General features: G+C 56.5%; 28 protein-coding genes. 18 read left to right on the plus strand and 10 right to left on the minus strand.

What is annotated here, in order from left to right; genetic code table 11:
* The first annotated feature begins 6 nt into the window (after positions 1 to 6).
* From J1C54_RS05175 to J1C54_RS05225, 11 genes are all read left to right on the plus strand, one after another.
* The gene (locus J1C54_RS05175) at positions 7 to 327 is read left to right on the plus strand and encodes a hypothetical protein (protein ID WP_229145465.1); all 321 of its coding nucleotides are present in this window, start codon (positions 7 to 9) and stop codon (positions 325 to 327) included.
* A complete protein-coding gene (locus J1C54_RS05180) occupies positions 324 to 776 on the plus strand; it encodes a YchJ family protein (RefSeq protein WP_229145466.1) in 453 nt (150 codons plus the stop codon). Before J1C54_RS05175 ends, J1C54_RS05180 begins: the two co-directional genes overlap by 4 nt.
* The gene (locus J1C54_RS05185; protein ID WP_229145467.1) at positions 773 to 1231 is read left to right on the plus strand and encodes an isoprenylcysteine carboxylmethyltransferase family protein; all 459 of its coding nucleotides are present in this window, start codon (positions 773 to 775) and stop codon (positions 1229 to 1231) included. Before J1C54_RS05180 ends, J1C54_RS05185 begins: the two co-directional genes overlap by 4 nt.
* A gap of 240 nt (positions 1232 to 1471) precedes the next feature.
* Positions 1472 to 1678: a cold-shock protein gene (locus J1C54_RS05190; protein ID WP_229145468.1), complete on the plus strand. Its 207-nt coding sequence runs from the start codon at positions 1472 to 1474 to the stop codon at positions 1676 to 1678.
* A 249-nt stretch (positions 1679 to 1927) separates the two neighbouring features.
* Entirely contained in the window at positions 1928 to 3244 is a 1317-nt protein-coding gene (gene argA / locus J1C54_RS05195) for an amino-acid N-acetyltransferase (protein WP_229145469.1), read from the plus strand.
* 8 nt (positions 3245 to 3252) lie between these two features.
* Complete coding sequence (ilvD, locus tag J1C54_RS05200) at positions 3253 to 5103, plus strand: dihydroxy-acid dehydratase (protein ID WP_229145470.1); 1851 nt, start codon at positions 3253 to 3255, stop codon at positions 5101 to 5103.
* A 38-nt stretch (positions 5104 to 5141) separates the two neighbouring features.
* A complete protein-coding gene (locus tag J1C54_RS05205) occupies positions 5142 to 6440 on the plus strand; it encodes a DsbA family protein (protein WP_229145471.1) in 1299 nt (432 codons plus the stop codon).
* Positions 6437 to 6820, plus strand: coding sequence for an MAPEG family protein (locus J1C54_RS05210; protein ID WP_229145472.1), 384 nt, complete (start codon positions 6437 to 6439; stop codon positions 6818 to 6820). The genes J1C54_RS05205 and J1C54_RS05210 overlap by 4 nt, the downstream gene beginning before the upstream one ends.
* Positions 6817 to 7185: a DUF423 domain-containing protein gene (locus tag J1C54_RS05215; RefSeq protein WP_370635610.1), complete on the plus strand. Its 369-nt coding sequence runs from the start codon at positions 6817 to 6819 to the stop codon at positions 7183 to 7185. Before J1C54_RS05210 ends, J1C54_RS05215 begins: the two co-directional genes overlap by 4 nt.
* A gap of 15 nt (positions 7186 to 7200) precedes the next feature.
* Positions 7201 to 7395: a sulfur carrier protein ThiS gene (gene thiS, locus J1C54_RS05220; protein WP_229145473.1), complete on the plus strand. Its 195-nt coding sequence runs from the start codon at positions 7201 to 7203 to the stop codon at positions 7393 to 7395.
* A gap of 54 nt (positions 7396 to 7449) precedes the next feature.
* The gene (locus J1C54_RS05225) at positions 7450 to 8229 is read left to right on the plus strand and encodes a thiazole synthase (RefSeq protein ID WP_229145474.1); all 780 of its coding nucleotides are present in this window, start codon (positions 7450 to 7452) and stop codon (positions 8227 to 8229) included.
* A gap of 74 nt (positions 8230 to 8303) precedes the next feature.
* Here the strand turns inward: J1C54_RS05225 and J1C54_RS05230 are convergent, their stop codons facing one another.
* The 3 genes from J1C54_RS05230 to J1C54_RS05240 all read right to left on the minus strand — a co-directional run bounded on the left by J1C54_RS05230 (position 8304) and on the right by J1C54_RS05240 (position 10221).
* Positions 8304 to 8534: a hypothetical protein gene (locus J1C54_RS05230; protein WP_229145475.1), complete on the minus strand. Its 231-nt coding sequence runs from the start codon at positions 8532 to 8534 to the stop codon at positions 8304 to 8306.
* A gap of 84 nt (positions 8535 to 8618) precedes the next feature.
* Positions 8619 to 9965: an MATE family efflux transporter gene (locus J1C54_RS05235; protein ID WP_229145476.1), complete on the minus strand. Its 1347-nt coding sequence runs from the start codon at positions 9963 to 9965 to the stop codon at positions 8619 to 8621.
* A 4-nt stretch (positions 9966 to 9969) separates the two neighbouring features.
* A complete protein-coding gene (locus J1C54_RS05240) occupies positions 9970 to 10221 on the minus strand; it encodes a hypothetical protein (protein WP_229145535.1) in 252 nt (83 codons plus the stop codon).
* Positions 10222 to 10352: 131 nt separating this feature from the next.
* Between J1C54_RS05240 and trmB the strand changes: the two genes are divergently transcribed.
* Positions 10353 to 11069 carry a tRNA (guanosine(46)-N7)-methyltransferase TrmB gene (gene trmB / locus J1C54_RS05245; protein ID WP_229145477.1) on the plus strand — a complete coding sequence of 239 codons (717 nt, stop codon included), beginning with the start codon at positions 10353 to 10355 and terminating at the stop codon, positions 11067 to 11069.
* Between the two features lie 32 nt (positions 11070 to 11101).
* Here the strand turns inward: trmB and J1C54_RS05250 are convergent, their stop codons facing one another.
* Both J1C54_RS05250 and prlC read right to left on the minus strand, forming a co-directional pair.
* Positions 11102 to 11311 carry a YheV family putative metal-binding protein gene (locus J1C54_RS05250; RefSeq protein ID WP_229145478.1) on the minus strand — a complete coding sequence of 70 codons (210 nt, stop codon included), beginning with the start codon at positions 11309 to 11311 and terminating at the stop codon, positions 11102 to 11104.
* A complete protein-coding gene (gene prlC, locus J1C54_RS05255) occupies positions 11308 to 13338 on the minus strand; it encodes an oligopeptidase A (protein ID WP_229145479.1) in 2031 nt (676 codons plus the stop codon). The genes J1C54_RS05250 and prlC overlap by 4 nt, the downstream gene beginning before the upstream one ends.
* A 71-nt stretch (positions 13339 to 13409) precedes the next feature.
* Here prlC and J1C54_RS05260 point away from each other — a divergent pair, with 71 nt between their 5' ends.
* Complete coding sequence (locus J1C54_RS05260) at positions 13410 to 13940, plus strand: gamma carbonic anhydrase family protein (protein ID WP_229145480.1); 531 nt, start codon at positions 13410 to 13412, stop codon at positions 13938 to 13940.
* Positions 13941 to 13964: 24 nt separating this feature from the next.
* On the opposite strand, the gene aroE is transcribed toward J1C54_RS05260, so the two are convergent.
* The 5 genes from aroE to J1C54_RS05285 all read right to left on the minus strand — a co-directional run bounded on the left by aroE (position 13965) and on the right by J1C54_RS05285 (position 18619).
* Complete coding sequence (gene aroE, locus J1C54_RS05265) at positions 13965 to 14765, minus strand: shikimate dehydrogenase (RefSeq protein ID WP_229145481.1); 801 nt, start codon at positions 14763 to 14765, stop codon at positions 13965 to 13967.
* On the minus strand, positions 14765 to 15670 hold the full coding sequence (gene hemF, locus J1C54_RS05270; RefSeq protein WP_229145482.1) for an oxygen-dependent coproporphyrinogen oxidase: 906 nt from the start codon (positions 15668 to 15670) through the stop codon (positions 14765 to 14767). Before hemF ends, aroE begins: the two co-directional genes overlap by 1 nt.
* A 36-nt stretch (positions 15671 to 15706) precedes the next feature.
* Positions 15707 to 16255: an L-threonylcarbamoyladenylate synthase gene (locus J1C54_RS05275; RefSeq protein ID WP_229145483.1), complete on the minus strand. Its 549-nt coding sequence runs from the start codon at positions 16253 to 16255 to the stop codon at positions 15707 to 15709.
* A gap of 85 nt (positions 16256 to 16340) precedes the next feature.
* Positions 16341 to 17438 (minus strand): DNA-processing protein DprA, encoded by a 1098-nt coding sequence (gene dprA, locus J1C54_RS05280; protein WP_229145484.1) that lies wholly within the window; start codon positions 17436 to 17438, stop codon positions 16341 to 16343.
* Positions 17439 to 17509: 71 nt separating this feature from the next.
* Positions 17510 to 18619, minus strand: a complete 1110-nt coding sequence (locus J1C54_RS05285) for a LysM peptidoglycan-binding domain-containing protein (RefSeq protein ID WP_229145485.1) — start codon at positions 18617 to 18619, stop codon at positions 17510 to 17512.
* 160 nt (positions 18620 to 18779) lie between these two features.
* Between J1C54_RS05285 and def the strand changes: the two genes are divergently transcribed.
* The 5 genes from def to J1C54_RS05310 are packed head-to-tail and all read left to right on the plus strand — an operon-like array spanning position 18780 to position 24374.
* Positions 18780 to 19283, plus strand: coding sequence for a peptide deformylase (gene def / locus J1C54_RS05290; protein WP_229145486.1), 504 nt, complete (start codon positions 18780 to 18782; stop codon positions 19281 to 19283).
* Positions 19284 to 19319: 36 nt separating this feature from the next.
* Complete coding sequence (gene fmt, locus J1C54_RS05295) at positions 19320 to 20246, plus strand: methionyl-tRNA formyltransferase (protein ID WP_229145487.1); 927 nt, start codon at positions 19320 to 19322, stop codon at positions 20244 to 20246.
* Positions 20246 to 21535, plus strand: coding sequence for a 16S rRNA (cytosine(967)-C(5))-methyltransferase RsmB (gene rsmB, locus J1C54_RS05300; protein ID WP_229145488.1), 1290 nt, complete (start codon positions 20246 to 20248; stop codon positions 21533 to 21535). The genes fmt and rsmB overlap by 1 nt, the downstream gene beginning before the upstream one ends.
* Before the next feature lie 15 nt (positions 21536 to 21550).
* A complete protein-coding gene (gene trkA / locus J1C54_RS05305; protein WP_229145489.1) occupies positions 21551 to 22924 on the plus strand; it encodes a Trk system potassium transporter TrkA in 1374 nt (457 codons plus the stop codon).
* A gap of 1 nt (position 22925) precedes the next feature.
* Entirely contained in the window at positions 22926 to 24374 is a 1449-nt protein-coding gene (locus tag J1C54_RS05310; RefSeq protein WP_229145490.1) for a TrkH family potassium uptake protein, read from the plus strand.
* The last annotated feature ends 15 nt before the right edge of the window (positions 24375 to 24389 follow it).

A 24389-nucleotide genomic window follows, 5' to 3' on the forward strand; every position in this document is an offset into this window, starting at 1 on the left:
GCAACCATGAAAGATCTTATTACCGATGCTATTAGTAAAAAATTCGCCACCACGCTGGAATCCATCGGCGGAGCCAAGGCCCTGTATGGCGATCCGATCGAGTTCAATGGTGAGCAGATCATCCCGGTTGCCAGAGTAATGGTTGTGCTTGCCGCTGGGGCGGACGGGTCCGGCGGCGGCAATGCTGGCCTGACCGGGAGCATTACCAACATGGCTAAAGGCGGCGGTGGTGGTAAGGCGGACGCGTCGGTTAATGTCACTATCGAGCCGGTGGGTTACTTGCGCAGCACGGCAGATGGGCCGGTATTTTGTCCTCTGACAACATGACTGAATGCTTGTGTGGCTCGGGGCTGCCAGCGAGCCAGTGTTGCTCCCTGTATCTGGCGGGCAAACCGGCACCCACACCAGAAGCGTTGATGCGTTCGCGTTTCGTGGCCTATGCGCAGCAGCGGCTCGACTACGTGGGTGATAGCTGGCACCCGGACACCCGTCCTGCTTCGCTGGACCCGGACACTGATACGCGCTGGCGGCGGCTGCAGATTCTGGCAAGTGATTCACAGGGCGATCAGGGCATGGTGCACTTTTGCGCCACCTGGCAGGCCGGGGAGAAATGGGGCCAGCTGGAAGAGGTGTCCCGATTTGTCCGGGAAAATGGCCTTTGGCTCTATCACAGCGGCGACGTTACCCATCACAATCTCAGTCCTGGGCGGAACGACCCTTGCCCCTGTGGCAGTGGCCGCAAATTGAAAAAATGTCATCAGGATGGGCAATCGTGAAATTTCTTGAGCTAAGAATCCCGCCGCCATTGGTTGGTGGGCTGATTGGGTTGGCAATGTGGGCTTTAACCACCCACAGCTTGACTGGGTTGAGTGGCTCCGCACGCCTGATTGTTGCGGTGGTTCTGGTCCTGATGGGCGCCGGGGTAAGTCTTGCAGGGGTTGTGTCTTTTCGCCGGGCGCGCACCACGGTGAACCCGCTCAAGCCTGAAAAGACCTCATCGCTGGTCTGCTCTGGTATCTATCGGGTAACCCGTAACCCCATGTACCTGGGGTTTCTACTGGTGCTGATTGGCTGGGCGGTAATGTTGGGCTCCGCTTTTGCGGTGCTTGGTCCGGTGCTGTTTGTTGTCTATATCAGCCGCTTCCAGATACTGCCCGAGGAGCGTGTGCTGCAGAACCTGTTCGGTGATGAGTTCACAGCCTATCAAGCGAGGGTGCGGCGCTGGTTGTGACCGGCGGCTGTTTATTGTGGTTCTGCGGCACCGATTGAGATTGACACCTCTACCAATCCGCGTAAACTGATCTTCGCACGAGAAAACCAGTCCAAATATGCTCAACATGTCGGCCGCTACATCGCAGTTCCCGTCTTGTACACATACCTGGCTAACCCTCCCGCGCAAACAATCGCCCGAAAATCATCGGATTACCGCTGATTTGAAGAGGCTCAACCCAGTTCCAAGAAGGAAATTGCAATGTCTACTACTACCGGCACCGTAAAATGGTTCAACGAAGCTAAAGGCTTTGGTTTCATCCAGCAGGAGTCTGGCCCGGACGTATTTGTTCACTTCAGCGCTATTCAGGGCAGTGGTTTCAAAACCCTGGCTGAAGGCCAAGCAGTGAAGTTCACCGTGACCCAAGGTCAGAAAGGCCCGCAGGCAGAGAACGTTACTGCTGCCTAAGCTGTGCCCTTTTCCTGCGCGGCTTCGCCGCGCAGGAAATTCAGCTTCTCCCCTCCCCCTGTAGTACCCGTAATTAGTACTCCTAATTAGTACTCCTAATTAGTACCCGCAACTCCCCTAAAACTCGTCATCTGATGTAATCCTGGCCATCTTGGCTGCTTTGCCATGTCTGCCTTCGTGCTACCGTTGGAGGCGCGGAACTGGCCGGCCCTTGCTATACTCCGAGCTCCTATTCAGCCCAGACAGACCATGACCGATCAGAACCGGGATTACACAAGCTGGTTTCGCAACTCCTCGCCGTATATCAATGCGCACCGGGGTCGTACCTTCGTGGTCATGATTTCTGGAGAGGCAATCGAGCAGCCTGATTTTCACCATATCGTTCACGATCTGGCGCTGCTTAATTCGCTGGGTATCCGGTTGGTGCTGGTCCATGGTGCCCGGCCGCAGATCTCGGCGCGACTTTCTGCCCGGGGCGTGGCAACCCGCTTCGAGCATCATACCCGTATTACCGACAGCGCCTCGCTGGAGGCTGTTCTTGACGCGGTTGGTGCTATCCGCCTGCGGATCGAAGGCCTGTTCTCCATGGGCCTGGCTAACTCGCCTATGCACAACGCAAGCATTCAGGTGGTCTGCGGCAACTTCGTCATTGCCAAGCCGGTTGGTGTGCGTGGTGGTTTTGATTATCAGCACACCGGTGAGGTGCGGCGGGTACAGATTGAGGCCATTCAGAAGCAGCTCGATGGCGGCAATATTGTGCTGTTATCACCGATTGGCTGCTCGCCTACCGGTGAACTGTTTAATCTGAATTCCGAAGAAGTAGCCTCCACGGCAGCGATTTCACTGAAAGCGGAAAAAATAATTTTTATGGGCGACACCGCAGGTGTGACCGACGAACAGGGTGCTCTATTGCGCGAAATGTCGCCGCAGGAAGCCGGCCAGTTGCTCGCCCGGGATGTGATCAAACATGACAATACCGAGCGCCAGTTGACCGCTGCCTGCCACGCGGCCAGTAACGGTGTCGCCCGTGCGCATCTGATTAACTTCCGGGATGACGGCGCCCTGCTGCGAGAGCTTTTCACCCGTGACGGCTGCGGCACACTGGTGACCCGAGAAATGTATGAAAATGTACGCGGTGCCTATATTGAGGATGTCGGTGGCATTATCGAACTGATTGAGCCTCTGGAAACCGCCGGTACTCTTGTGCGTCGCTCCCGTGAGTTGCTTGAAAATGAAATCAAGCGCTTCACCATTATCGAGCGCGACGGCATGGTGATTGGTTGTGCGGCCCTGTATCCCTTTGATGATGGTAAGGCTGGCGAGCTGGCTTGTGTGGCGGTTCATCCTGATTACCGCAACAGCAAGCGTGGTCGGAAAATGCTTGAGCACATTGAAAAGCGCGCCATACAGCAGGGCATTCGTGAGCTATTTGTTCTTACTACCCAGACAGCGCACTGGTTTCAGGAGTTGGGCTTTAAGCCAGGTAGCGTTGATGATCTGCCTGGCGAAAAAAAGCTGCTATACAACTACCAGCGTAATTCGAAAGTATTCAGAAAACCCCTCTGAGGTCTGTTATGCCTGATTACCGTTCAAAAACTTCCACCCATGGTCGTAACATGGCTGGCGCCCGTGCCCTCTGGCGCGCCACTGGTATGAAAGATGGTGACTTCGGTAAACCGATTATCGCCATTTCCAATTCCTTTACCCAATTCGTACCTGGCCATGTGCATTTGAAAGATATGGGTCAACTGGTGGCGCGGGAAGTTGAAAAAGCGGGCGGTGTGGCGAAAGAGTTCAACACCATCGCTGTGGATGATGGCATTGCCATGGGCCATGACGGCATGCTGTATTCATTGCCCAGCCGCGACATCATTGCGGACAGCGTTGAGTATATGGTGAATGCTCATTGTGCGGATGCCATTGTCTGTATATCCAACTGCGACAAGATTACTCCTGGTATGTTGATGGCGGCAATGCGCTTGAATATTCCGGTAGTGTTTGTTTCCGGCGGCCCCATGGAAGCCGGTAAAACGGCTTTGGCTGAGCATAAACTGGATCTGGTTGATGCCATGGTGGTTGCCGCTGATGATAGCGTTGATGATGCCACCGTGGCCGAGTATGAGCGTAGTGCTTGCCCGACCTGCGGTTCCTGCTCGGGAATGTTTACCGCTAATTCAATGAACTGCCTGACCGAAGCGCTGGGCCTGTCTCTGCCCGGCAACGGCTCAACGTTGGCGACTCACTCTGATCGCGAGCAACTTTTCCTGAAGGCTGGTCGTCTTGCCGTTGAGCTTTGCAAGCGCTATTACGAACAGAATGATGAGTCCGTGTTGCCGCGAAACATTGCAAACGCCCATGCTTTTGAAAATGCCATTGCATTGGATATCGCCATGGGTGGCTCAACCAATACGGTGTTGCATTTGTTGGCGGCCGCCCAGGAAGGTGAAGTGGACTTCACCATGGCGGATATCGATCGTATGTCCCGTCGAGTGCCGTGCTTGTCCAAGGTGGCGCCGGCAACCCAGAAATATCATATGGAAGATGTCCACCGAGCCGGTGGCGTGATGGCCATTCTTGGCGAGCTGGATCGCGCTGGACTATTGCATAGCGATAATCCCACGGTTCACTCGCCCACCATGGCCGCTGCGCTTGAGCAGTGGGACATCATGCGCACCAAGGATGAAGCGGTGCATAAGTTTTACAGTGCCGGGCCTGCAGGTATTCCTACCCAGACTGCTTTTTCGCAGAGCACTCGCTGGCCGTCTTTGGATATGGATCGTGAAAATGGCTGTATCCGTTCGAAAGAGCACGCTTACAGTCAAGATGGTGGTTTGGCAGTGTTGTACGGCAACATCGCTGAGCGTGGCTGCATTGTGAAAACTGCCGGCGTTGATGAGTCGATTCTTGTCTTCAATGGCCGCGCCAGAATTTTTGAATCTCAGGAATCCGCTGTGAAAGCTATTTTGGCTGATCAGGTTGTTGCGGGTGACGTTGTGGTAATTCGCTACGAAGGTCCGAAAGGCGGCCCCGGCATGCAGGAAATGCTTTACCCGACCAGCTATCTGAAATCAAAGGGCCTCGGCAAAGTCTGTGCTTTGTTAACGGACGGCCGTTTTTCTGGTGGTACCAGTGGCCTGTCAATCGGCCATGCTTCTCCGGAGGCAGCAGAAGGCGGGGCGATTGCCCTGATAGAGGAAGGCGACAGCATCCATATCGATATTCCTGGACGTGCCATCTCAGTTCAGGTGTCGGATGAAGAGTTGGCTCAGCGGCGTAGCAAAATGGAAGCCCGCGGCAAGTTTGCCTGGAAGCCGAAGGAGATGCGCCCTCGGCGCGTTTCCACTGCCCTGAAGGCGTACGCGGCCATGACCACCAGCGCTGATCGCGGTGCGATTCGGGATCTGAAGCAGCTTGGCATTGAATAACGCCCAGGCGCTTGATCGGCTGTGGCAGGAGAAATGGATTGAGCCTGAAACGTGCACTGATGCCCTATGCTACCAAGTTGCTAACCAGTCAGCCGCTGGAGCATTTTCGTGAGAGGGTTACAACCCTGCTTCGTGATCTGCGCCGACAGCCTCGGGAGGCAGTGTTCTATTTCCGTGTCGATGATCCGTACAGCTGGCTGCTTGCTCAGCAGCTTTCCCTGCTTGTCCGGGAAACTGGATTACGTATCCGGCCGAGGACCATGCTGCAACTGCCGGCAGAAATGTATCCCGAGCCAGAGCTCTATCGGCAGTATAGTATTCGCGATGCGGCGTTGAGCGCTCAGTTGCATAATCTGAATTTTTCCACCACGCAGGTGCCTTCTCACAGCGACGCATTTGCGGCTAGCCGGATTCTTCTGGCCCATGAGGACGACCCCGGCTATCTATCGCTGGCTCAAACGCTATGTCGTCATTTATGGAATGGTGATATTGATGCAATTCATGTGCTCGGTACTCGCACTGCTGTGATGGCGGAGAAGCAAGCACGCAAGGAACTTGAGGCGCGCCGAGATGGCTTTCTCAAGGAAGGTCATTACCTGACAGGCACCTTGAATTACGGGGGCAGTTGGTACTGGGGGCCAGACCGTCTTGATCACCTGCGCGAACGGCTTGCCCGAGAGCGCGGAGAGTCGTTGCCTGTGAGTGCCTTGGAGTGGCGTAATCTGCGCCTGACACGGCCACCAAAAAGCACCCAAGGGGAGCCCCTGGAGTTCTTCTTTTCTTTCCGCAGCCCTTATTCCTGGCTGGCGCTGGAGCGAGTGCTAAAACTTACTAAACACTATCAATTGGGGCTGAAAATTCGTCCCGTGCTGCCGATGGTGATGCGTGGTCTTACAGTACCTAAAGCTAAACGGATGTACATCGTCCGTGACGCCGCTCGCGAAGCGGCTCGTGCCGGCGTACCCTTTGGCAAAATCTGCGATCCGGTTGGACCGGGTGTTGAGCGCTGCATGGCTATCTGGCCATTGGCAGAGCGAGAGAAAAAGCTGGCCCGCTTCGTTGGCGAGGCCGGGCTGGCGATCTGGGGCAAAGGAATAGATGTCGCCAGTGATGCGGGGTTGAGAAAGGTGGTTGAGGCTGCCGGGTTAAAGTGGTCCGATGCGCAGATTGCCTTAAAGGACGACGGCTGGATTGAGCAGGCCACCCGCAACCGTGATGATATGGTTGCGTCGGGTAGCTGGGGCGTGCCCACATTCCGTTTTCGTGGTGTTACCGTGTGGGGGCAGGATCGCCTTCCGGTAGTTGAAAGATTAATTCTTGAGGAAATAAAAACATGACTATTGCCTATTGGTGCGTGCTAGTTGCCATCTTTCTGCCCTATGCGTTTACTTTCTTTGCCAAGTTCCACGGTGATTTCGGGCCTAAGCAGAATCACAACCCAAGGGAGTTTCTGGAAAAGCTGACTGGCTCTCGCAAGCGTGCTCACTGGGCCCAGTTGAATAGCTTTGAGGTCAATCCTGCTTTCTTTGCCGCGGTAGTGATTGCCCAGCAGATCGGTAGCGCTGCTCAAGGTACGATTGATGCTCTGGCAATTGGCTTTGTTGTCAGTCGCGCACTTTTCGGCATTTTGTACATTACTGACAAAGCTCTATTGCGCACCCTGGTGTGGTCTGCCGGTATGGCCACTATCGTTGCCCTGTTTGTGGTGTCGGCGTGAAATTGCTGCTTATTGTCGGTGCTTTGAATGCAGCGCTGGCAGTAGTCATGGGGGCTTTTGGCGCCCACGGTTTGAAGGCTCGGGTTGATGCCGCCATGCTGGAAACCTGGGCGACCGCCAGCCTGTATCATTTCCATCATGCGCTGGCGTTGTTGTTGGTTGGCGTGCTGGCCCGGCAGTTTTCTGGCAGTGGTTTTATTGCTGCAGGCTGGACTTTATTTACCGGCGTGTTGATATTTAGCGGCAGCCTTTATCTGCTGGTGTTAACCGGCCAGCGCTGGCTCGGTGCCATTACACCCATAGGTGGCACGGCCATGATCGTCGGCTGGTTGATGCTGGCGTGGGCGGTATACCGGAATGCCTGAGCGGAATGCCTTGTGATGCAAATTACCCTGAACGGAAAACCCCATCGGTGTGACGCTGTAACCATCCGCGAGCTGCTTGACCAACTTGATTTACATGGTCGGTTGGCGGTGGAGGTGAATCAGAACATCGTGCCAAAAAGCGAGCATGCAACCTATCAGCTACATGATCAGGATACGGTTGAAATTGTACACGCCATCGGCGGTGGTTAAGTTTCCGCTATTCCGCACCCGCCCAACTCTATTTTATGAATTGAAGGCTATACCATGAAGGACGTTTTGAATCTTGCCGGTAAGACATATCAATCGCGACTACTGATTGGCACCGGCAAGTATAAGGACTTCGCTGAAACACGTGCAGCGATTGAGACCAGTGGCGCGCAGATTGTGACGGTGGCTATCCGTCGCACCAATATTGGTCAGAATGCGGACGAACCCAATCTGCTGGATTTCATCTCTCCGGATAAGTACACCATTTTGCCGAACACGGCGGGCTGCTATACCGCTGATGAGGCGGTGCGTTGTTGCAAGCTGGCCCGTGAGTTGCTGGACGGCCATGAGCTGGTCAAGCTGGAAGTGCTTGGCGACCAGAAGACGCTTTACCCCAATGTGGTGCATACCCTGAAAGCCGCCGAGCAGCTGGTCAAGGATGGCTTCAAGGTGATGGTATATACCAGCGATGATCCTATTGTTGCCAAGGAACTGGAGCAGATGGGCTGCGTTGCAGTAATGCCGTTGGGCTCGTTGATTGGTTCAGGTCTTGGCATTCTTAACCCGCACAATATTCGACTTATTATTGAAGAGGCCAAGGTGCCGATTATCGTCGATGCGGGAGTTGGCACCGCCAGCGATGCGGCTATTGCCATGGAGTTGGGTTGTGATGGCGTGTTGCTAAACACCGCTGTTGCCCATGCGAGCAATCCGGTGCTGATGGCCAGTGCCATGAAAAAAGCTATTGAAGCCGGCCGTGAGTCATTCCTCGCCGGTCGAATGCAGAAAAAGGCCTACGCCAGCGCATCGTCGCCGCTGGAGGGCATCGTCCGATAATGGGTTGCTGAGAAGTCAGCCGAACCGCACAGGACTTCAGCCGCATATTCTGTGGCTGAAGTCCGCACTGCAATTCAGATTTCTTCCAGAGCGTCCATCAACTCAAAAAATCCCATCGGCTCTTTGCCAGTGCGCCGCTCGATTTCGTCGAGCGCGAACTGCTCATCCTCGATCAAATTGCGCATCGCGCGATTGACCAGATCAGAGAGGGATTCGCCGCTTTCAGCCGATTTCAGGACCATGGCCTGATACAGGTCTGAGTCAAAGTGAATGGTCGAAGGTCCGGCCAGTCTGCTGTTACCCATGATGGCTCTCCACGGCTAGGGAACCACTGACTACTCCGCGACGGTGCCGCAGGAATTCCAGCGGTTCGTGAGGACAGCTCCATATCACCCCTTTTTCGCAGTGCGGTCAATCCCGAAAAGCGACAAACGGTAGATCAGGGCGCCGGAAAGGAGGTTGGCAATGGCCAGCGCAGCAAATACTCCGCTGACCTCAAACCAGATCGATGCCAGCCAGCCCAACGGCACATACAGCAGGGCCGAACGAATCAGGTAAAAGCCCATGGCCCTGAAGCCCAGTCCCAAAGCGTTATAAGCGGCAGAGGCGACAATGACGATGCCGTAGCCACCAAGGGTGATCGGCACTATATGCAAATAGCTGGTAATACCGGCGATTACGACGGGATCATCGCTGAAAAGACGGCCAAACCATTGCCCGCTGAGCCAGAATAGCAGGGCCATGCCGGCGCTCCACAGCAGGCAGAACAGGAAACTGTCGATCATTGCGGTACGAATACGATGGGGTAATCCGGCGCCGTGATTTTGCCCTGTGATCGGCCCGATAGAGGCGGACAGGGCCAGCATGGGGATGGCGGCCAGCGCCTCAATGCGACCGGCGACACCGAATGCGGCCACGGTCTCGCTGTTGTAGCGAGCCAGCACGCCGGTAATGATGGCAAGCGCCAGCGGGTTGATCATGTTGGCCAGAGAGGCTGGCAGGCCCACCGACACGACCTGTCGCCAGGAAGAACGTATTTCCTCCCAGGCGGCTCTTTCCAGCACGATCAGGCGCTCGCGGAAGATCAGTACTGACAATGCCAGAGCCATGGAAAAGGCTCGGGCTATTAAGGTAGCCCATGCCGCGCCTTCCATGCCCATGCCGGGTATGGGCCCGAGACCAAAGATCAGGATTGGATCAAGGATAATGTTGACCACGGCACTAAGCACCATGGTCAGGCTTGGAATACGGGCATCGCCGATTGCTCGCAACAGGCTACCAGCAACCATTGGCACTACCAGAAATGGCATACCGAAGTACCAGATATCCATATAAGCGATGACCAGATCGAGCACTTCCCCTTCAGCGCCCATGGCAGTGAACAGAGGGCGGCTGGTCATCCACCCCAGTATCGAAAGCACAATTACCACCAGCACGGCCAGTGCCAGGCTATCGGTGGCCAGACGTTTTACCCGGTGCTGATCCCCGGTACCAATGGCACGGGCGACAACCGACGAGGTGCCGGCGCCAAGACCGATGGCTACGGAGGAAATGGCAAAGGTGACCGGAAAAGAAAAACTGATGGCCGCCAGCTCGGCGGTGCCAACCTGACCAAGGAACCAGGCATCAACCAGACCAATGGACATGACCGCAATGATGCCCAGCGCCATGGGCATGCCGAGCCGCCACAGGTGGCCACGGACATCGCCGTTAGTCAGGTCCTGACGTTTCCTCACTGGGCTATTCTTGAGCCAGCGCCAGCAATGCGCGGGCGTAGGCATTTACATCAAAAGGCTTTTCGGAGGCGAAGGTAATGGCGATATGTTCCGCCAATGTCTCTGCCATCAGGGCCAGTGCAGCTTGCCGGTCAATTCCCTGTGCCAGTAAATCCATCAGTACCAGGCCGGCTTCCCTTGGATGGCCGTCAGCAACCTGATTCTCCACTGCTTGTATCAGCTTTTTCAGGGCGAAGTCGTCTTCTATCTCGTCCATTCCTTCCACGGCGCTCTCCGCTTGTCGATGGGCCCCCGCAGGGCCAGAGGCGCGCCATTGTACCCGCCGCGGCCCTGCGTCGCCTCCCCGATTACCGTACAATGCGCACCCCGACATCGGAGCTGACTGTCATGCTCGATTTTCTGAAACAGGATCAGGACCCGCTTACCGGCAAGGTGATGCGCAAGGTGCGCAGTTTTGTATTGCGTGAGGGGCGCCTTACCGCAGGCCAGCAAAAGGCGCTCGACTCGCTGTGGCCGCGCTTCGGTCTGGAGCGTTCAGGCGGAGTGCTTGATGCTCCGGGGGTATTTGGCCGTGACGCACCGCGGGTATTGGAAGTCGGCTACGGTATGGGCCACTCGCTGGTGCAAATGGCGACGGCAGAGCCCGACAAGGATTTCATTGGCATTGAGGTGCATCGTCCCGGTGTAGGCGCCTTGTTGATGGCCATTGAAGAGGCCGGCGTGACGAATTTGCGCAGCTACTGCGATGATGCAGTAGACATTCTTGAGGAATGTATTGCCGATGCCAGTTTGGCTCGCGTGCAGCTCTACTTTCCTGATCCGTGGCACAAGAAAAAGCACCATAAGCGTCGCATAGTGCAGTCACCGTGGGTGCAACTGGTACAGCGCAAGCTGAAACCGGGTGGCTTGCTGCACATGGCCACCGACTGGCAGGACTATGCCGGCCACATGCTGGTGATCATGCAGGCACAAACCGGTTGGCAAAATCTGGCAGGGGATCAGAATTTTGCCGCTCGACCGGACTGGCGCCCGGAAACCAAGTTCGAGCGTCGCGGCGCCCGTCTTGGTCATGGCGTTTGGGACCTGCTTTATCAGAAGCAGTAGTGTAGAGGGCAGCGCTTAAAACCACCCCTGCATCATTTTTTCAGGGGGCGGATGGTGACCGGCTGGCCAAGCATTGGCTCGTCCGTGGGATGATCACGTGGCGGCGCTTCGTCAAGATTGCGCTCCATGTTGCATGCGATGCATTCCATATAAATTCTATCGCCCTGCTCTACTCGGACGATCTTGTCCATGGCGCCACACTGGGGACAGGTGGCGCCGGCGATAAAGCGGCGCTTGATCACGCCGCGATTCCGCTATGACGCAGTAACGGCTCAACGCTGGGCTCCCGGCCACGGAAATCAATAAACAGTTCCATCGGTTCCTTGCTGCCGCCACGGGCAAGAATCTTCTCCCGGAAAGAGCGCCCGGTGTCTGGATTGAATACGCCCTCTTCCTCGAACTTTGACCAGGCATCGGCGGACAGCACCTCTGCCCACTTGTAGCTGTAATAGCCAGCTGCATAACCACCCGCAAATATATGGCTGAAGCTGTTCTGGAACCGATTGAAAGATGGCGGCTTGATGACCGCCACTTCGTCGCGCACTTCGTCCAATATCTGGGCGATGGTTTTACCGCCGAGGCCGGAGTGGATGCGCATATCGAAGATAGAAAATTCCAGTTGGCGCAGCATGCCCATGGCACTTTGGAAATTCTTTGCCGCCAGTAGCTTCTCCAGTTTGTCTTTCGGCAGTGGCTCACCGGTTTCATAGTGAGCCGACAACATGGCAACACCTTCTTCGGTCCAGCACCAGTTCTCCATAAACTGACTGGGCAGTTCAACGGCATCCCATGCTACGCCACTAATGCCAGAGACGCCGGACACCTCCTGCTCCGTCAGCATGTGATGCAGGCCATGGCCGAATTCATGGAACAGGGTGACTACCTCATCATGGGTCAGCAGCCCCGGCTTGCCGCCGGCCGGCGGAGCGAAGTTGCAGGTCAGATAGGCAACCGGCTTCTGCAGGCTGCCATCCCTGAGGCGAACACGACCAAGGCAGTCATCCATCCAGGCGCCACCACGTTTGCCGGTGCGGGCATACATGTCGAGGTAGAAGCTCGCCATCACCTCACCGCTGGCATCCACGACGTCATAGAAGCGCACATCTTCGTGCCATTTGTCGACGCCATCTCGCTGGCGGATATCAATGCCGAAGACTTTTTCAACAATGCCAAACATACCGCTGATCACTCGTTCCGCGGGGAACCAGGGGCGTAGCTCCTCTTCAGAAATGCTGAAGCGGGCTTCCCGCAGTCGCTCGCTCCAGAAGGTCAGGTCCCAGGGTTGCAGATCGTCCGCGCCCTGCTCGGCGGCATAGGCTCGTAACTCGGCCAGCTCTTGCTGGGCCTGTGGTTTTGCCTTAACGGCCAGATCATTAAGAAAGCCGATAACCTCTTCAGTGCTGCGCGCCATCTTGGTTTCCAGCGAGGCTTCGGCATAGCTGGAAAAGCCCAGCAGCTGCGCTTCCTGCTGACGCAACGAAATAATTTCATCCATGATTGCGCTATTGTCGTACTTGCCCGCGTCCGGCCCGGTATCAGAGGCGCGAGTAACATGGGCGCGATACATCTCTTCGCGCAGTTCCCGGTTAGTGGAATGGCACATCACCGCGTAATAACTGGGGAAGTCCAGAGTCAGTAACCAGCCGTCCAGATTTTCTTCCCTGGCACGATCCGCGGCACCGGCGCGAGCGACATCGGGCAGGCCGTCGAGCAGTGATTCATCGGTAACATGTTTTCGCCAGGATTGGGTGGCATCCAGGACATTGTCAGAGAATCTGGAAGTCAGCTCCGAAAGCTTTTTCGCAATCTCCATATATTCGGCCTTTTTGTCGGCCGGCAGACTAACCCCCGACAGACGGAAGTCGCGCAATGTATTTTGCAAATCCTTCTTCTGTGCTTCGTTAAGGGTGCTGTATTCGGCGCTGTCACGTAGTGCCTGATATGCGGCGTAAAGTTTTTCGTTTTGCCCCACTTCTGTGCCGTATTCGCTAATCAGCGGCAGACAAGCGTTGTAGGCATCGCGCAGGGCCGGATTTTGCGCCACTCCATTAAGGTGGCCGGCTGGCCCAAAGGCTTTGCCGAGGCGTTCGTCTTCCTCGTCAAGAGCTGCCACCAGGCCTTTCCAGCTGAAGTCGCCCTGAGCTAATACCTGCTCGATCTTCTTCCGGCCGGCGGCGATCAGTTGCTCAACTGCGGGCTGAACATGCTCCGGGCGGATTTTTGAAAATGGCGGAAGGCCGGTGTAGTCAATCAGCGGGTTATTCGACATGGTATCCTCGGTGGCAGTATGGCGCCGCTCATTGTCGGTGCCGGGTATTCAATAACCGGTGAGTGTATCAGATGGGGATTCGGTCCTTCGAAAACAAGCGGCCTCAAATTGGAGCGGGGACTTGGGTAGATGAGTCCGCTCAGGTAATTGGTGATGTGGTGCTCGGTATGGACTGCTCGGTATGGCCGTGTGCGGTTATCCGGGGTGACATGCACCAAATCCGCATCGGTGATCGGGTTAGCATTCAGGACAACGCGGTGCTACATATCACCCATGACTCGACCTTCAATCCCGGCGGTTACCCCCTGTCGATTGGTGATGACGTCACCCTCGCTCACCAAGCCATGCTGCATGGCTGCAGCGTAGGAAACCGGGTAATGATTGGCATGCAGGCAATCGTTATGGACGGTGCGGTAATTGAGGATGAGGTGATTCTGGCAGCCGGCTCTTTGGTGTCGCCGGGCAAGCGCCTGCAGTCAGGCTTTCTATACCGTGGTCGGCCGGCACAGGCAGTACGCCCGCTGTCCGACGAGGAGCGACAATTCTTGAGCTATGTGGCGGGTAACTATGTGAAGTTGAAGGACCGTTATTTGGCCGACTAGAGCTATCCCTGACTATATTTTCCTTCAGCTGCGCATTTGCTCGATGACAGCCTTTGTCTGCGGGCGCCAGCCGTGCCAGACGGAGAATGCCTCAGCAGCTTGCTCCACCAGCATGCCTAGCCCATCAGCCGTTTGCGCCGCTCCCTGCTGTGCTGCCCAGCGTAGAAACGGGGTGTCCCCATAGATCATATCGTAGCAACGGGTCTGCGGCCCGATAAGGCCGCCAGGGAGCTCTGGCATAGAGCCGCCCAGGCCCGCGGAAATGGCATTGATAATCAGGTCATAGGGGCCGGCCAGATTGTCCAGACCGCCTCCAAAAATGGGCACGCCGTGGCCGGCAAACATCAGTGAAAGCTCACGGGCTTTCTCTGCGGTGCGATTGGCGATGCGAATATGTGCGGGGTGCTCATCAAGTAACGGGCCGAGCACCCCGCGAACCGCTCCGCCAGCGCCGAGAATGAGAATGCGCTGATGGGCCAATGGCCAGTGCAGGTTGTCACGAATATCAGTCACCATGCCGATGCCATCGGTATTGTCACCGCACAGCCGACCGTCTTTCTGCCACAGTGTATTGACGGCGCCCGCGTGGCGAGCGCGGTCACTCAGCTCGTCGCATAGCTCCCACGCTTGTTCCTTGAACGGCAAAGTGACATTGGCGCCGACACCACCAGTACTAAAAAACTCCTGGACGCTGCCGGCAAAGTCGTTCAGCGGCGCCAGAATCAGGCGGAAGTCCATGGGCTGTTCGCGCTGCGCCGCAAAAGCCGTGTGGATCTGCGGAGAGCGCGAATGGTGAACCGGGTTGCCGAACAGCGCGAATACCATTAGAGCCAGTCCCTTGCTGGCAAGTACTTCTCATATAGTTCAGCTTCTGCCGAGCCGGGCTCGGGCTGCCAGTCATAGCGCCAACTCACTAAGGGTGGCAGTGACATCAGGATGGATTCGGTGCGGCCGCCGGATTGCAGACCGAACAGAGTGCCCCGGTCGAATACCAGATTGAACTCGACGTAGCGGCCACGACGATAAAGCTGGAACTGCCGCTCCCGCTCGCCATAAGGTGTGTCCTTGCGTCGTTGTAGAATCGGCTTGTAGGCCTCAATGTAGGCATTGCCAATAGAGCGCATCAAAGCAAAAGACGCCTCAAAGCCGCCTGCGTTGTAATCGTCAAAGAATAGCCCTCCAACGCCCCGCGCTTCACCTCGATGTTTAAGAAAAAAGTATTCGTCACACCAACTTTTGAAGCGTGGATAGATGTCGTCTCCGAACGGCTGGCAGGCTTCTTGAGCCGTGCGGTGCCAATCTCGCACATCACTTTCGTCGCCATAATAGGGCGTCAGATCGAAGCCTCCACCGAACCACCAGACCGGCTCTTCACCTTCTTTTTCGGCGACGAAAAAGCGCACATTAGCGTGGCTGGTAGGTGCATAGGGATTGCGTGGATGAATCACCAGCGATACGCCCATGGCCTGCCAGTGGCGCCCGGCAAGCTCAGGTCGATGGGCAGTTGCTGAAGGAGGTAGCTGGGTGCCGAAAACATGGGAAAAATTCACCCCGCCTTTTTCGATTACCGAACCATTTTCAAGAACCCGTGAGCGCCCGCCGCCGCCTTCGTCTCGCTGCCAGCTATCCTCGACAAAGCGCCCGCCATCCACAGCTTCCAACTGCGCACAAATATTATCCTGCAAGTTGAGCAGATACTGTTTGATCGCTTTCAGGTCGACACTTTCCATCTATTCAGGCCTCATTGGCGGGCATTTAACTAAACTTTATTGGCGCAGAATTGTTCCGCTCTCCAGATCGACGATGGTAGACGGACGCGCGGCCCGGTCGCATTGACCGGTGACAATAAAGTCCACTTCGCTGCCCAGTTGTCGCGCCACCTGAAAAGCGTTGCGGCATGCCGGTTGGCCGCCATGGTTGGCGCTGGTGGAAATCAGGGCCGTTCCAGCCAGTCGGCAAAGCTCGCTGGCAATCGGATGCTGGCTAACGCGCACGGCGACTTTAGCATGATCGCCACGGACCCAATCCGGGGTAAGTTCGCTACTGTTTACCAGATAGGTGGTCGCCAGAGGCCAGTGCTGCCGAAGCTGCTGCTCCTGCTGTGCCGACAGCTTGATAAACGGCAATAGCTGATCAATATCTGAGCCTAGCAGAATCAGTCCCTTGCCTACCGGACGTTGCTTGATCTGCAGCAATCGACGGACTGCCTGCTGGTCTAGCGGATCACAGCCAAGACCATAAACGGCCTCGGTGGGATAGGCGACCACGCCACCCTGTCGCAATGCGTGGGCAGCTGTATGTAGATGCATCCACATGCCAGCAATCCTGTGATGGCGGTTTTGTTCCCAGATAGATAGATGGCAAGTGTAGCGTAAAGATGTGCCTGTGACTGACCTTGCCTCAGGAAATTTCGTTGCCGGGGTAACGGCGGCAGTAACCTCCGGCAACGCGCTGGATATGACCGCTGATCTCCAGGCTAGATAGTTTGGATGTCAGGTCCTGAATGGCAATGCCACTGCGCTGGTGCAGTTGATCAATGCTGTTGGGGCCGGTGATGAAATGTCTTAGTAAGGGGTCGGTGTGGCGGCTATGGCCGCAACCTGAGCGCTCACTGGTGCTTTCGGCCAGCGAGGTCAGGCTGCTGAATACTGCCTGCACATCATGCAGAGACTCCAGCCAGTTGGCGCCGTCACGCAATAATCGGTGGCAGCCCTTGCTCAATGGGTTGTGAATTGAACCGGGAATGGCAAATACTTCCCTGCCCTGTTGCAACGCCAGCCGTGCTGTTATCAAAGAGCCAGAGTGCTCTGCAGCCTCAACCACAATGGTGGCCAATGACAGGCCGCTGATTAGCCGATTGCGCTGTGGGAAAAACTCTTTGCGGGGCGCCAGTCCCGGTGGAAACTCAGTTACCAGTGTGCCGCTGCCGTGGATGATCTGCTCCGCCAGTGGCCGGTTACGTGGTGGGTAGCATGGGCCAGGACCATGACCCAGCACGGCAATTGTGGTGCCTGCTTGTAGCGCGCCTTCATGGGCAGCGCGATCAATGCCAAGGGCAAGCCCGCTGGTGATGGTGAACCCGGCACCGGCAAGTACTCGGGCAAAACGCCGCGCATTGTCGAGCCCTTCCGCGGAGGCATGGCGCGCACCCACCATCGCCAGTTGCGGCCTGCCCAGCAGCTGCGCATTGCCGCGCACAAACAGCAGCGCCGGCGCCGCATCAATATCGACGAGCAATGGCGGCCACTCTGATGATGCAGCGGTTAATATCTGCCAGCCATCTTGTTCCAGTTGTCCCCGGACCCGTTGTGGCTCGCCGCACTTCAGCAGCTTCACCAGCCTTTGTGAGGTTTGTTCACGGATGCGCGCTCGCCGCCGTCGCGCCGGGCTGAGTAAATCGTTGATGTTGGCCGCCGGTTCGCTTAGCCAGCGAGCCAACTCATTACTGCTGCCTGCGCAGGCCAGACAGGCGCTGAGTACCAAAGTGTCGCGATCCATGCGAAGTATCCAGACATAAAAAAACCCGGCGAGGCTATCACCGGGTTTTTGCGTAGCAAATAGCCGATTGCTTACATATCTGGCAGGCTGCCAGCGGGGTTGGTAGCTATATCATTCATTCGAATCGGCAAAGAAGACTGCACGATCAAGCCATAGGATACCTTCTCGAAGACCCGGAAAAGAACCATGGTTCCGGCCTTTGTATCTGGCAGCTGGACCATGCTTTTGCTCAGTGGATCCTTGACTCGCTCGCCAGATTGATTGACCTCGAGAACGTGACCATCCCGAAGACCGTCGCGACTTCCCTTGTTAACTACCACCACATCGTTGCGGGCAACACTGTGCAGGCGATCGAAGAAGCGAATAATGCGTGCTTCAACCTTGGTATCCGGTGCTGCTGGATAGAAAGTTGACTGCATGCGACCTTCGCGGCTGGTGAAGAGGCGGTCCTGTGGACGGATGTCCTCCTGCGAAATAATGACGCGGAAAGTGGCGACATCATCTTTCTGGTCCGTGGTTCGTACGGTGCCAATTTTCAGCGCTTCAATACCAAGAATCTCTCTGGTCTCCGGATCTACGTACTGGTAGCCGACGCGGAACACACCATAGGACTGAATCAATTCCGCCCACTTGTTGACCGGGTCACGGGCGTACACGGTGTCACCGGAGGCGTACACCACACGGCGGTCAGAGCCGGCAATGATATAAGGCGCCTGAGAGGCTTCCTCTTTGTTGACTACCAAAGCTTCTCGCAAAAAGGTCTGGATGCTGCTCACTGGAATCATCGGGATGGCAGAATCAAGTGGCAGCTCACGTACCTGCGGCGACAACTTTACCAGCGAACCGTCAGTCATCATTTTGACGGTTTCTTTGCCTGCCGCCGCACCACGCTCAACTTGCAACTGCGGGCGGCCGTCGACGTAAACCATGCGAATCACGTCACCGGGGTAGATCAGGTGAGGGTTGCCAATTTCTTCATTGACGTGCCACAGCTCTGGCCACTGCCAGGGGCTTTCCAGAAACTGACCGGAAATATCCCAAAGAGTATCTCCCTGCTTGACGTAGTACACTTCCGGGTGCCCGTTTTTCAGGGTGACATTCGCCGAAGCCTGAAGGGCACCGAGACCGGCAACCGTCACCAGCAGTCCGGCGGACAGGGTGCGCAGGAGCGATTTCATCATTACCGGATTCCTTTTATCATTATTGGCGTGGTCCCAAGTTGCCTCTCCCGGGGGTGCTGAGCAAGCCCGATTCAGGCGGTATTTGGAACCGATATTAGCAACGTGATCATAGCGTTAGCAACCATATTTAGAGTGTTGTCGCAACTTCAGGGCCGGACCTATGGCATTACTTGAGATTCTTGAATTTCCGGATCCCCGCCTGCGTACCGTAGCAAAGCCGGTTCAGCAGGTGGATGACGGACTGCGCAAATTGATCGACGACATGTTTGAAACCATGTACGCAGCTCCTGGTATCGGTCTGGCGGCCACTCAGGTGAATGTCCATAAGCGACTGTTAGTGCTGGATGTTTCCGAGGACGGTGATCAGCCCATGGTGTTTATCAACCCGCAGATCACACCGATCGGTTCCGATACCAAGCCCTATGAGGAGGGCTGCTTATCGGTGCCCGGCTTCCACGAACAGGTGGTGCGGCCGGATCGCATCCTGGTGCGGGCGCTAGACCGACATGGTGAGCAGTTCGAGATGGAGGCTGACGGCCTGTTGGCAGTCTGTCTGCAGCATGAAATCGACCATCTGGATGGCAAGCTTTTCGTTGATCACGTGTCCCGGTTGAAGCGTGAGCGCATCCGGAAAAAGCTGGAAAAGGTCCAGCGTCACGCCTGATTCCCTGTTTTCTGGCTCCTTCACGAGGTCTGTCCGTTGCGCATTGTGTTTGCCGGCACGCCGGAATTTGCTGCTGAAAGTCTGGCGGCACTGCTTGCTTCTTCCCATCAGGTGATTGCTGTGCTGACCCAGCCAGATCGCCCCGCCGGGCGCGGTCGGGCGCTACAGCCCAGCCCGGTCAAGGCGCTTGCCCTGGAGCATGGCATCCCGGTTCTTCAGCCGGAAAACCTGAAGGGTAAGGCGGTCTGCGATGAGCTGGCCACCTTGGCTGCGGATGTCATGGTGGTGGTGGCCTACGGGCTGATTATTCCCCGTCATGTACTTTCCCTGCCACGGCTCGGTTGCATTAACGTGCATGGCTCTCTGCTGCCGCGCTGGCGCGGCGCCGCGCCAATTCAGCGTGCCATCGCTGCGGGTGATGATGAAACCGGGGTGGGCATTATGCAGATGGAGGCCGGTCTGGATACTGGCCCGGTATTGCTTGAGGCGCGCACAGCTATTAGCCCTGACGATACCGGAGGCAGTCTTCATGACCGCCTTGCCGAGTTGGGGGCCAAAGCGCTGGTGCAAGCACTTGCTGACCTTGAGAGCCTTCAAAATAAAGCCTCGCCCCAGCCACAGGAAGGTGTTACCTACGCCCACAAGCTGACCAAGGAAGAGGCTCAGCTGGACTGGGCCAAGCCAGCCGGCCAGCTAGCCCGTGAGGTTCGCGCGTTTAACCCCTGGCCAGTTAGTTGGGTGCCTCGTCCGGAAGGCCCAATGCGGGTCTTGGCGGCAACGGCTGCTGGCGGCGCCGGCCAGCCTGGTCAGGTGTTGTCGGTATCCCCGGCGGGCATTGAAGTGGCCTGCGGTGAAGGTAGCCTGCGGCTGACACGGATTCAGCTGCCGGGTAAAAAGCCCCTGCCGGTGGCGGACCTGCTGCGTGGTCATGCCGATCTCTTCTACACCGGGCAGGAGCTCTGATGGCTGACAATGTGCGTGTGCTGGCGGTGCGCGGCCTGCTTAAGATCCTGCCGGCGGAGGGTGGCGGTAAAAGCCTGCGCGAAGTGCTTGCCGACCAGCCGGTGCTATTGGCGGCAGAGCGGGGGCTGCTGGCGGACCTGATGTTTGGTGTTTGTCGCCACCAGCGGCTGCTCGATCACTGGCTCAATGAGCAGATGGACAAGCCCTTGAAAAGCTCCGCCAAGTCGGTACGTCTGGCGTTGCTGTGTGGCATCTATGAGCTGTGGTTCAGCGAGCGGCCGCAGCACGCGGTGGTCAATGCCTGGCCCGATGTCTGCCGGGCTCTAAATGCTCCCTGGGCCGCCGGTTTGTGCAATGCGCTAATGCGCAAAGCCAGCCGAAGCAGTGCGGCGGAAGTGGGCCGTCACCTTGATATTCCAGTGCGCTGTTCCTTGCCAGACTGGCTTTGGCAGCGACTTGATCAGGCCTGGCCAGAGCAGGCCAATGACATCGCCGAAGCTGCTTTGCTTGCCCCTCCTTTTACCATGCGTTTGAGCGATCCATCTGCCGAAGCGGCATTGGTCGAAGATGGTTTCCAAGTACGCCGTGGCTCTCTGGCCCCTCAGGCGGCCTATCTTTCGCCGGCGCGGCCGGTACAGCAGGTGCCCGGCTTTAAAGAGGGGCTACTGTCGGTACAAGACGAAGCGGCCCAGTTGCCGGCCCTGTTAATAGAGGCTCCCAAGGGCGGCCGTATTCTGGATGCCTGCGCTGCGCCAGGAGGCAAAACCGGGCAGCTGGCGGAGTATTTCCCGGATGCTGAGCTGATCGCACTGGATATTGATGGCAGCCGTTTACAACGGGTTCGTGACAACCTGAACCGGCTGCATCGCTCGGCAATTTTGCTTACGGGTGATGCGGGCAAGCCGGACAGCTGGTGGGATGGCCAGCCGTTTGATGCGGTATTGCTGGATGCGCCCTGTTCCGCCACCGGCATCCTGCGTCGCCAGCCAGACTTGAAATGGCACCGTCGCGATAGCGATATCGACAGCCTGTGTGGTTTACAGGCCCGCATACTGGATGCAATATGGCCGCTTGTCAGGCCGGGTGGCGTGCTGGTTTATGCCACCTGTTCGATACTTCCGGAAGAAAACGCCGGGCAGGTGCAAGCCTTCCTGGCAAGGCACGGGGATGCCCGCGAAGATACGCCCGTTGAGGCCCGTTCGGTTATCACTGCACACGGCTGCCAGTTGCTGCCTGTGGCGGATGGCCCTGACGGTTTCTTTTATGCCCGTATGCGCAAAACGGACTGACAGGGAAACTCCGGCATGAAGATCATTATTCTTGGTGCCGGACAGGTTGGCGGTACCCTCGCCGAAAACCTCGCCGGCGAACAAAATGACATTACCGTGGTGGACACCGATGGCGCACGTCTGGCGGAGCTCGCCGAGCGCCTGGATATCGGTACTGTCACTGGCCGTGGTTCCTACCCTGCCATTCTCCGACAGGCCGGCGCTGAAGACGCAGACATGCTTATTGCGGTGACCAACAGCGACGAAGTCAACATGGTCGCCTGTCAGGTTGCTTATTCATTATTTCGCACCCCTACCAAGATTGCCCGGATACGTGCTGCGGCCTATTCGCAGAAAGAAAAACTGTTCGGCAACGATGCCCTGCCCATCGATGTGATCATCAGTCCGGAGCAGGTGGTCACCGATTACATCAAGCGTCTTATTGAACACCCGGGTGCTTTGCAGGTGGTCAATTTCGCCGGCGGCCGGGTCCAGTTGGTGGCGGTGCGTGCCTATCATGGCGGCCCGCTGGTGGGTAATGCCATTCGCCAGCTGCGCAAGCACATGCCTAATGTGGATACCCGCGTGGCGGCAATTTTCCGTCACAATCGTGCGCTGCTGCCTGAAGGCAATACCGTTATCGAAGCAGATGATGAAGTGTTTTTCATTGCCGCCCGTAATGATATTCGTGCAGTAATGAGCGAGCTGCGCCGGCTGGAACATAACTACAAGCGAGTAGTTATTGCCGGAGGCGGCAATATTGGCTTCCGTTTGGCGAAAAGCATTGAGACTCGCTACAACGTCAAAATCATCGAGCGTAATGAAGATCGCTGTCAGGTTTTGTCTGAGCAGTTGCATCACACCGTCGTTATGCATGGCACTGGTACTGACCGGGATCGTCTGATCAAGGCAAATATTGAAAGTGCCGATGTTTTCTGTGCCCTGACCAACGATGACGAGGCAAACATCATGGCATCGCTATTGGCCAAACGCCTTGGCGCGCGCAAGGTGATGACGCTGATTAGTAATCCCGCCTATGTGGATCTGGTGCAGGGGCGTGATATCGACATTGCCATCTCTCCGCAGCAGGCCACCATCGGTAGTCTGCTCACCCATGTTCGTCGTGGGGATATCGTCAACGTCTACTCTTTGCGTCGTGGTGCTGCTGAGGCCATCGAAGCGGTGGCTCACGGCGATGCTCGTAGCTCCAAGGTAGTGGGTAAGCGCATCGAGGATATTGATCTGCCGGAAGGCACTAATATCGGCGCCATTGTTCGTCAGGAAAAGGTGCTGATCGCCCACGACCACATTGTTATTGAGGCTGATGACCACGTCATTCTGTTCGTGATGGACCGCCGCCGCATCCGCGACGTCGAGAAACTGTTCCAGGTCGGGTTTACCTTCTTCTGATATGCATCTTGCGCTGATCATCAAGATCCTTGGCATGTTACTGATGGTGTTCAGCATCACCATGCTACCCCCTGTGCTGGTTGCATGGATCTATGACGATGGGATGGAGCTACCGTTTCTCAGTGCCTTCGCCATTACCTTTGCTTCCGGCATGGCTCTGTGGATGATGTTCTTCCGGGTGCGCGAGGAGCTTGGCGTACGGGACGGTTTTCTGATCGTGACCTTGTTCTGGACGGTGCTCGGTCTGATTGGTTCGTTGCCGTTTATTCTGATTCTGAAAGTATCACCTACTGACGCCATCTTTGAGTCCATGTCTGGACTGACTACGACGGGAGCCTCCGTGCTGTCTGGTCTCGATGATATGGCGCCATCCCTGCTCTATTACCGCCAACAACTTCAGTGGCTGGGTGGCATGGGTGTTGTGGTTCTGGCGGTGGCGATTTTGCCAATGCTGGGCGTGGGTGGCATGCAGTTGTACAAGGCCGAAATTCCCGGGCCGATGAAAGAGTCCAAGCTAACGCCCAGAATTGCCGAAACAGCGAAGGCTCTGTGGTATGTCTACCTGACGGTGACCATTGCCTGTGCAACAGGGTACTGGCTGGCGGGGATGAGTATCTTCGAGGCAATTTGTCACAGCTTCAGTACGGTATCCACGGGTGGCTTCTCTACCCGTGATGCCAGTATGGCGGCCTTTGACAGTGCCGCAGTGGACTGGGTGGGAGCATTTTTCATGTTCTTCTCAGGGGCCAGTTTCGCCCTGATGTTTGCGGCGCTGCGCCGCGGCTCCATCAAGACCTTCTTTCGCGACCCGGAGTTTCGCTTCTATACCGGGCTGATGTTTATCTATCTGACCATCGCCACGGTGACCTTATGGGCCGGCGGGCGCTATGACAGCTTTGAGGAAACCGCTCGCCATGCTGCCTTTCAGGTTGCTTCCTATGGCACCGGGACAGGGCTTAGTAGCACCGATGCGGCGGGGAACTGGCCGCTCACATTGCTGATACTGCTGATCTTCACGTCTTTTATTAGTGGCTGTGCCGGTTCTACCACGGCGGGTATGAAGGTGGTCCGGGTTGCCTTGATGCTGCACCAGAGTCAGCGAGAGCTTCGTCGCTTGGTCTATCCCCACGGTGTATTTTCCCTGCGTTTTGGTCGCCGCACTGTAAATGATCAGGTTCTGCAGTCGGTCTGGGGATTCATCGGAGTTTTCGTTACCATAGCCGTCCTTCTTACTCTGGCGATGATGGCTACCGGGATGGATCTGGTGACTGCTTTTTCGGCGGTAGCGGCCTCCTTGAATACGCTGGGGATGGGCATTGGCGGCGTATCTGCCGGGTTTGGAGACATCGCCACTGAGGCAAAATGGCTAATGTGTGTGGCCATGCTGCTTGGGCGACTTGAGGTATTTACCATTCTGGTGCTGTTCACGCCGATGTTCTGGCGCCAGTAATTCTGAGGAAATGAC

Origin of the sequence: Alcanivorax sp. 1008, assembly GCF_020667895.1 — a bacterium.
Classification (GTDB): domain Bacteria; phylum Pseudomonadota; class Gammaproteobacteria; order Pseudomonadales; family Alcanivoracaceae; genus PGZG01.

Coding starts and splice junctions, on each gene's coding strand:
- thiS (WP_229145473.1), top strand. CDS start 7,201: ATGCAAATTACCCTGAACGGAAAACCCCATCGGTGTGACGCTGTAACC.
- J1C54_RS05310 (WP_229145490.1), top strand. CDS start 22,926: ATGCATCTTGCGCTGATCATCAAGATCCTTGGCATGTTACTGATGGTG.
- J1C54_RS05285 (WP_229145485.1), bottom strand. CDS start 18,619: ATGATGAAATCGCTCCTGCGCACCCTGTCCGCCGGACTGCTGGTGACG.
- J1C54_RS05225 (WP_229145474.1), top strand. CDS start 7,450: ATGAAGGACGTTTTGAATCTTGCCGGTAAGACATATCAATCGCGACTA.
- prlC (WP_229145479.1), bottom strand. CDS start 13,338: ATGTCGAATAACCCGCTGATTGACTACACCGGCCTTCCGCCATTTTCA.
- aroE (WP_229145481.1), bottom strand. CDS start 14,765: ATGGTATTCGCGCTGTTCGGCAACCCGGTTCACCATTCGCGCTCTCCG.
- dprA (WP_229145484.1), bottom strand. CDS start 17,438: ATGGATCGCGACACTTTGGTACTCAGCGCCTGTCTGGCCTGCGCAGGC.
- J1C54_RS05230 (WP_229145475.1), bottom strand. CDS start 8,534: ATGGGTAACAGCAGACTGGCCGGACCTTCGACCATTCACTTTGACTCA.
- J1C54_RS05210 (WP_229145472.1), top strand. CDS start 6,437: ATGACTATTGCCTATTGGTGCGTGCTAGTTGCCATCTTTCTGCCCTAT.
- hemF (WP_229145482.1), bottom strand. CDS start 15,670: ATGGAAAGTGTCGACCTGAAAGCGATCAAACAGTATCTGCTCAACTTG.
- J1C54_RS05175 (WP_229145465.1), top strand. CDS start 7: ATGAAAGATCTTATTACCGATGCTATTAGTAAAAAATTCGCCACCACG.
- ilvD (WP_229145470.1), top strand. CDS start 3,253: ATGCCTGATTACCGTTCAAAAACTTCCACCCATGGTCGTAACATGGCT.
- J1C54_RS05190 (WP_229145468.1), top strand. CDS start 1,472: ATGTCTACTACTACCGGCACCGTAAAATGGTTCAACGAAGCTAAAGGC.
- J1C54_RS05240 (WP_229145535.1), bottom strand. CDS start 10,221: ATGGACGAGATAGAAGACGACTTCGCCCTGAAAAAGCTGATACAAGCA.
- J1C54_RS05180 (WP_229145466.1), top strand. CDS start 324: ATGACTGAATGCTTGTGTGGCTCGGGGCTGCCAGCGAGCCAGTGTTGC.
- trmB (WP_229145477.1), top strand. CDS start 10,353: ATGCTCGATTTTCTGAAACAGGATCAGGACCCGCTTACCGGCAAGGTG.
- rsmB (WP_229145488.1), top strand. CDS start 20,246: ATGGCTGACAATGTGCGTGTGCTGGCGGTGCGCGGCCTGCTTAAGATC.
- J1C54_RS05260 (WP_229145480.1), top strand. CDS start 13,410: ATGGGGATTCGGTCCTTCGAAAACAAGCGGCCTCAAATTGGAGCGGGG.
- trkA (WP_229145489.1), top strand. CDS start 21,551: ATGAAGATCATTATTCTTGGTGCCGGACAGGTTGGCGGTACCCTCGCC.
- def (WP_229145486.1), top strand. CDS start 18,780: ATGGCATTACTTGAGATTCTTGAATTTCCGGATCCCCGCCTGCGTACC.
- argA (WP_229145469.1), top strand. CDS start 1,928: ATGACCGATCAGAACCGGGATTACACAAGCTGGTTTCGCAACTCCTCG.
- J1C54_RS05275 (WP_229145483.1), bottom strand. CDS start 16,255: ATGTGGATGCATCTACATACAGCTGCCCACGCATTGCGACAGGGTGGC.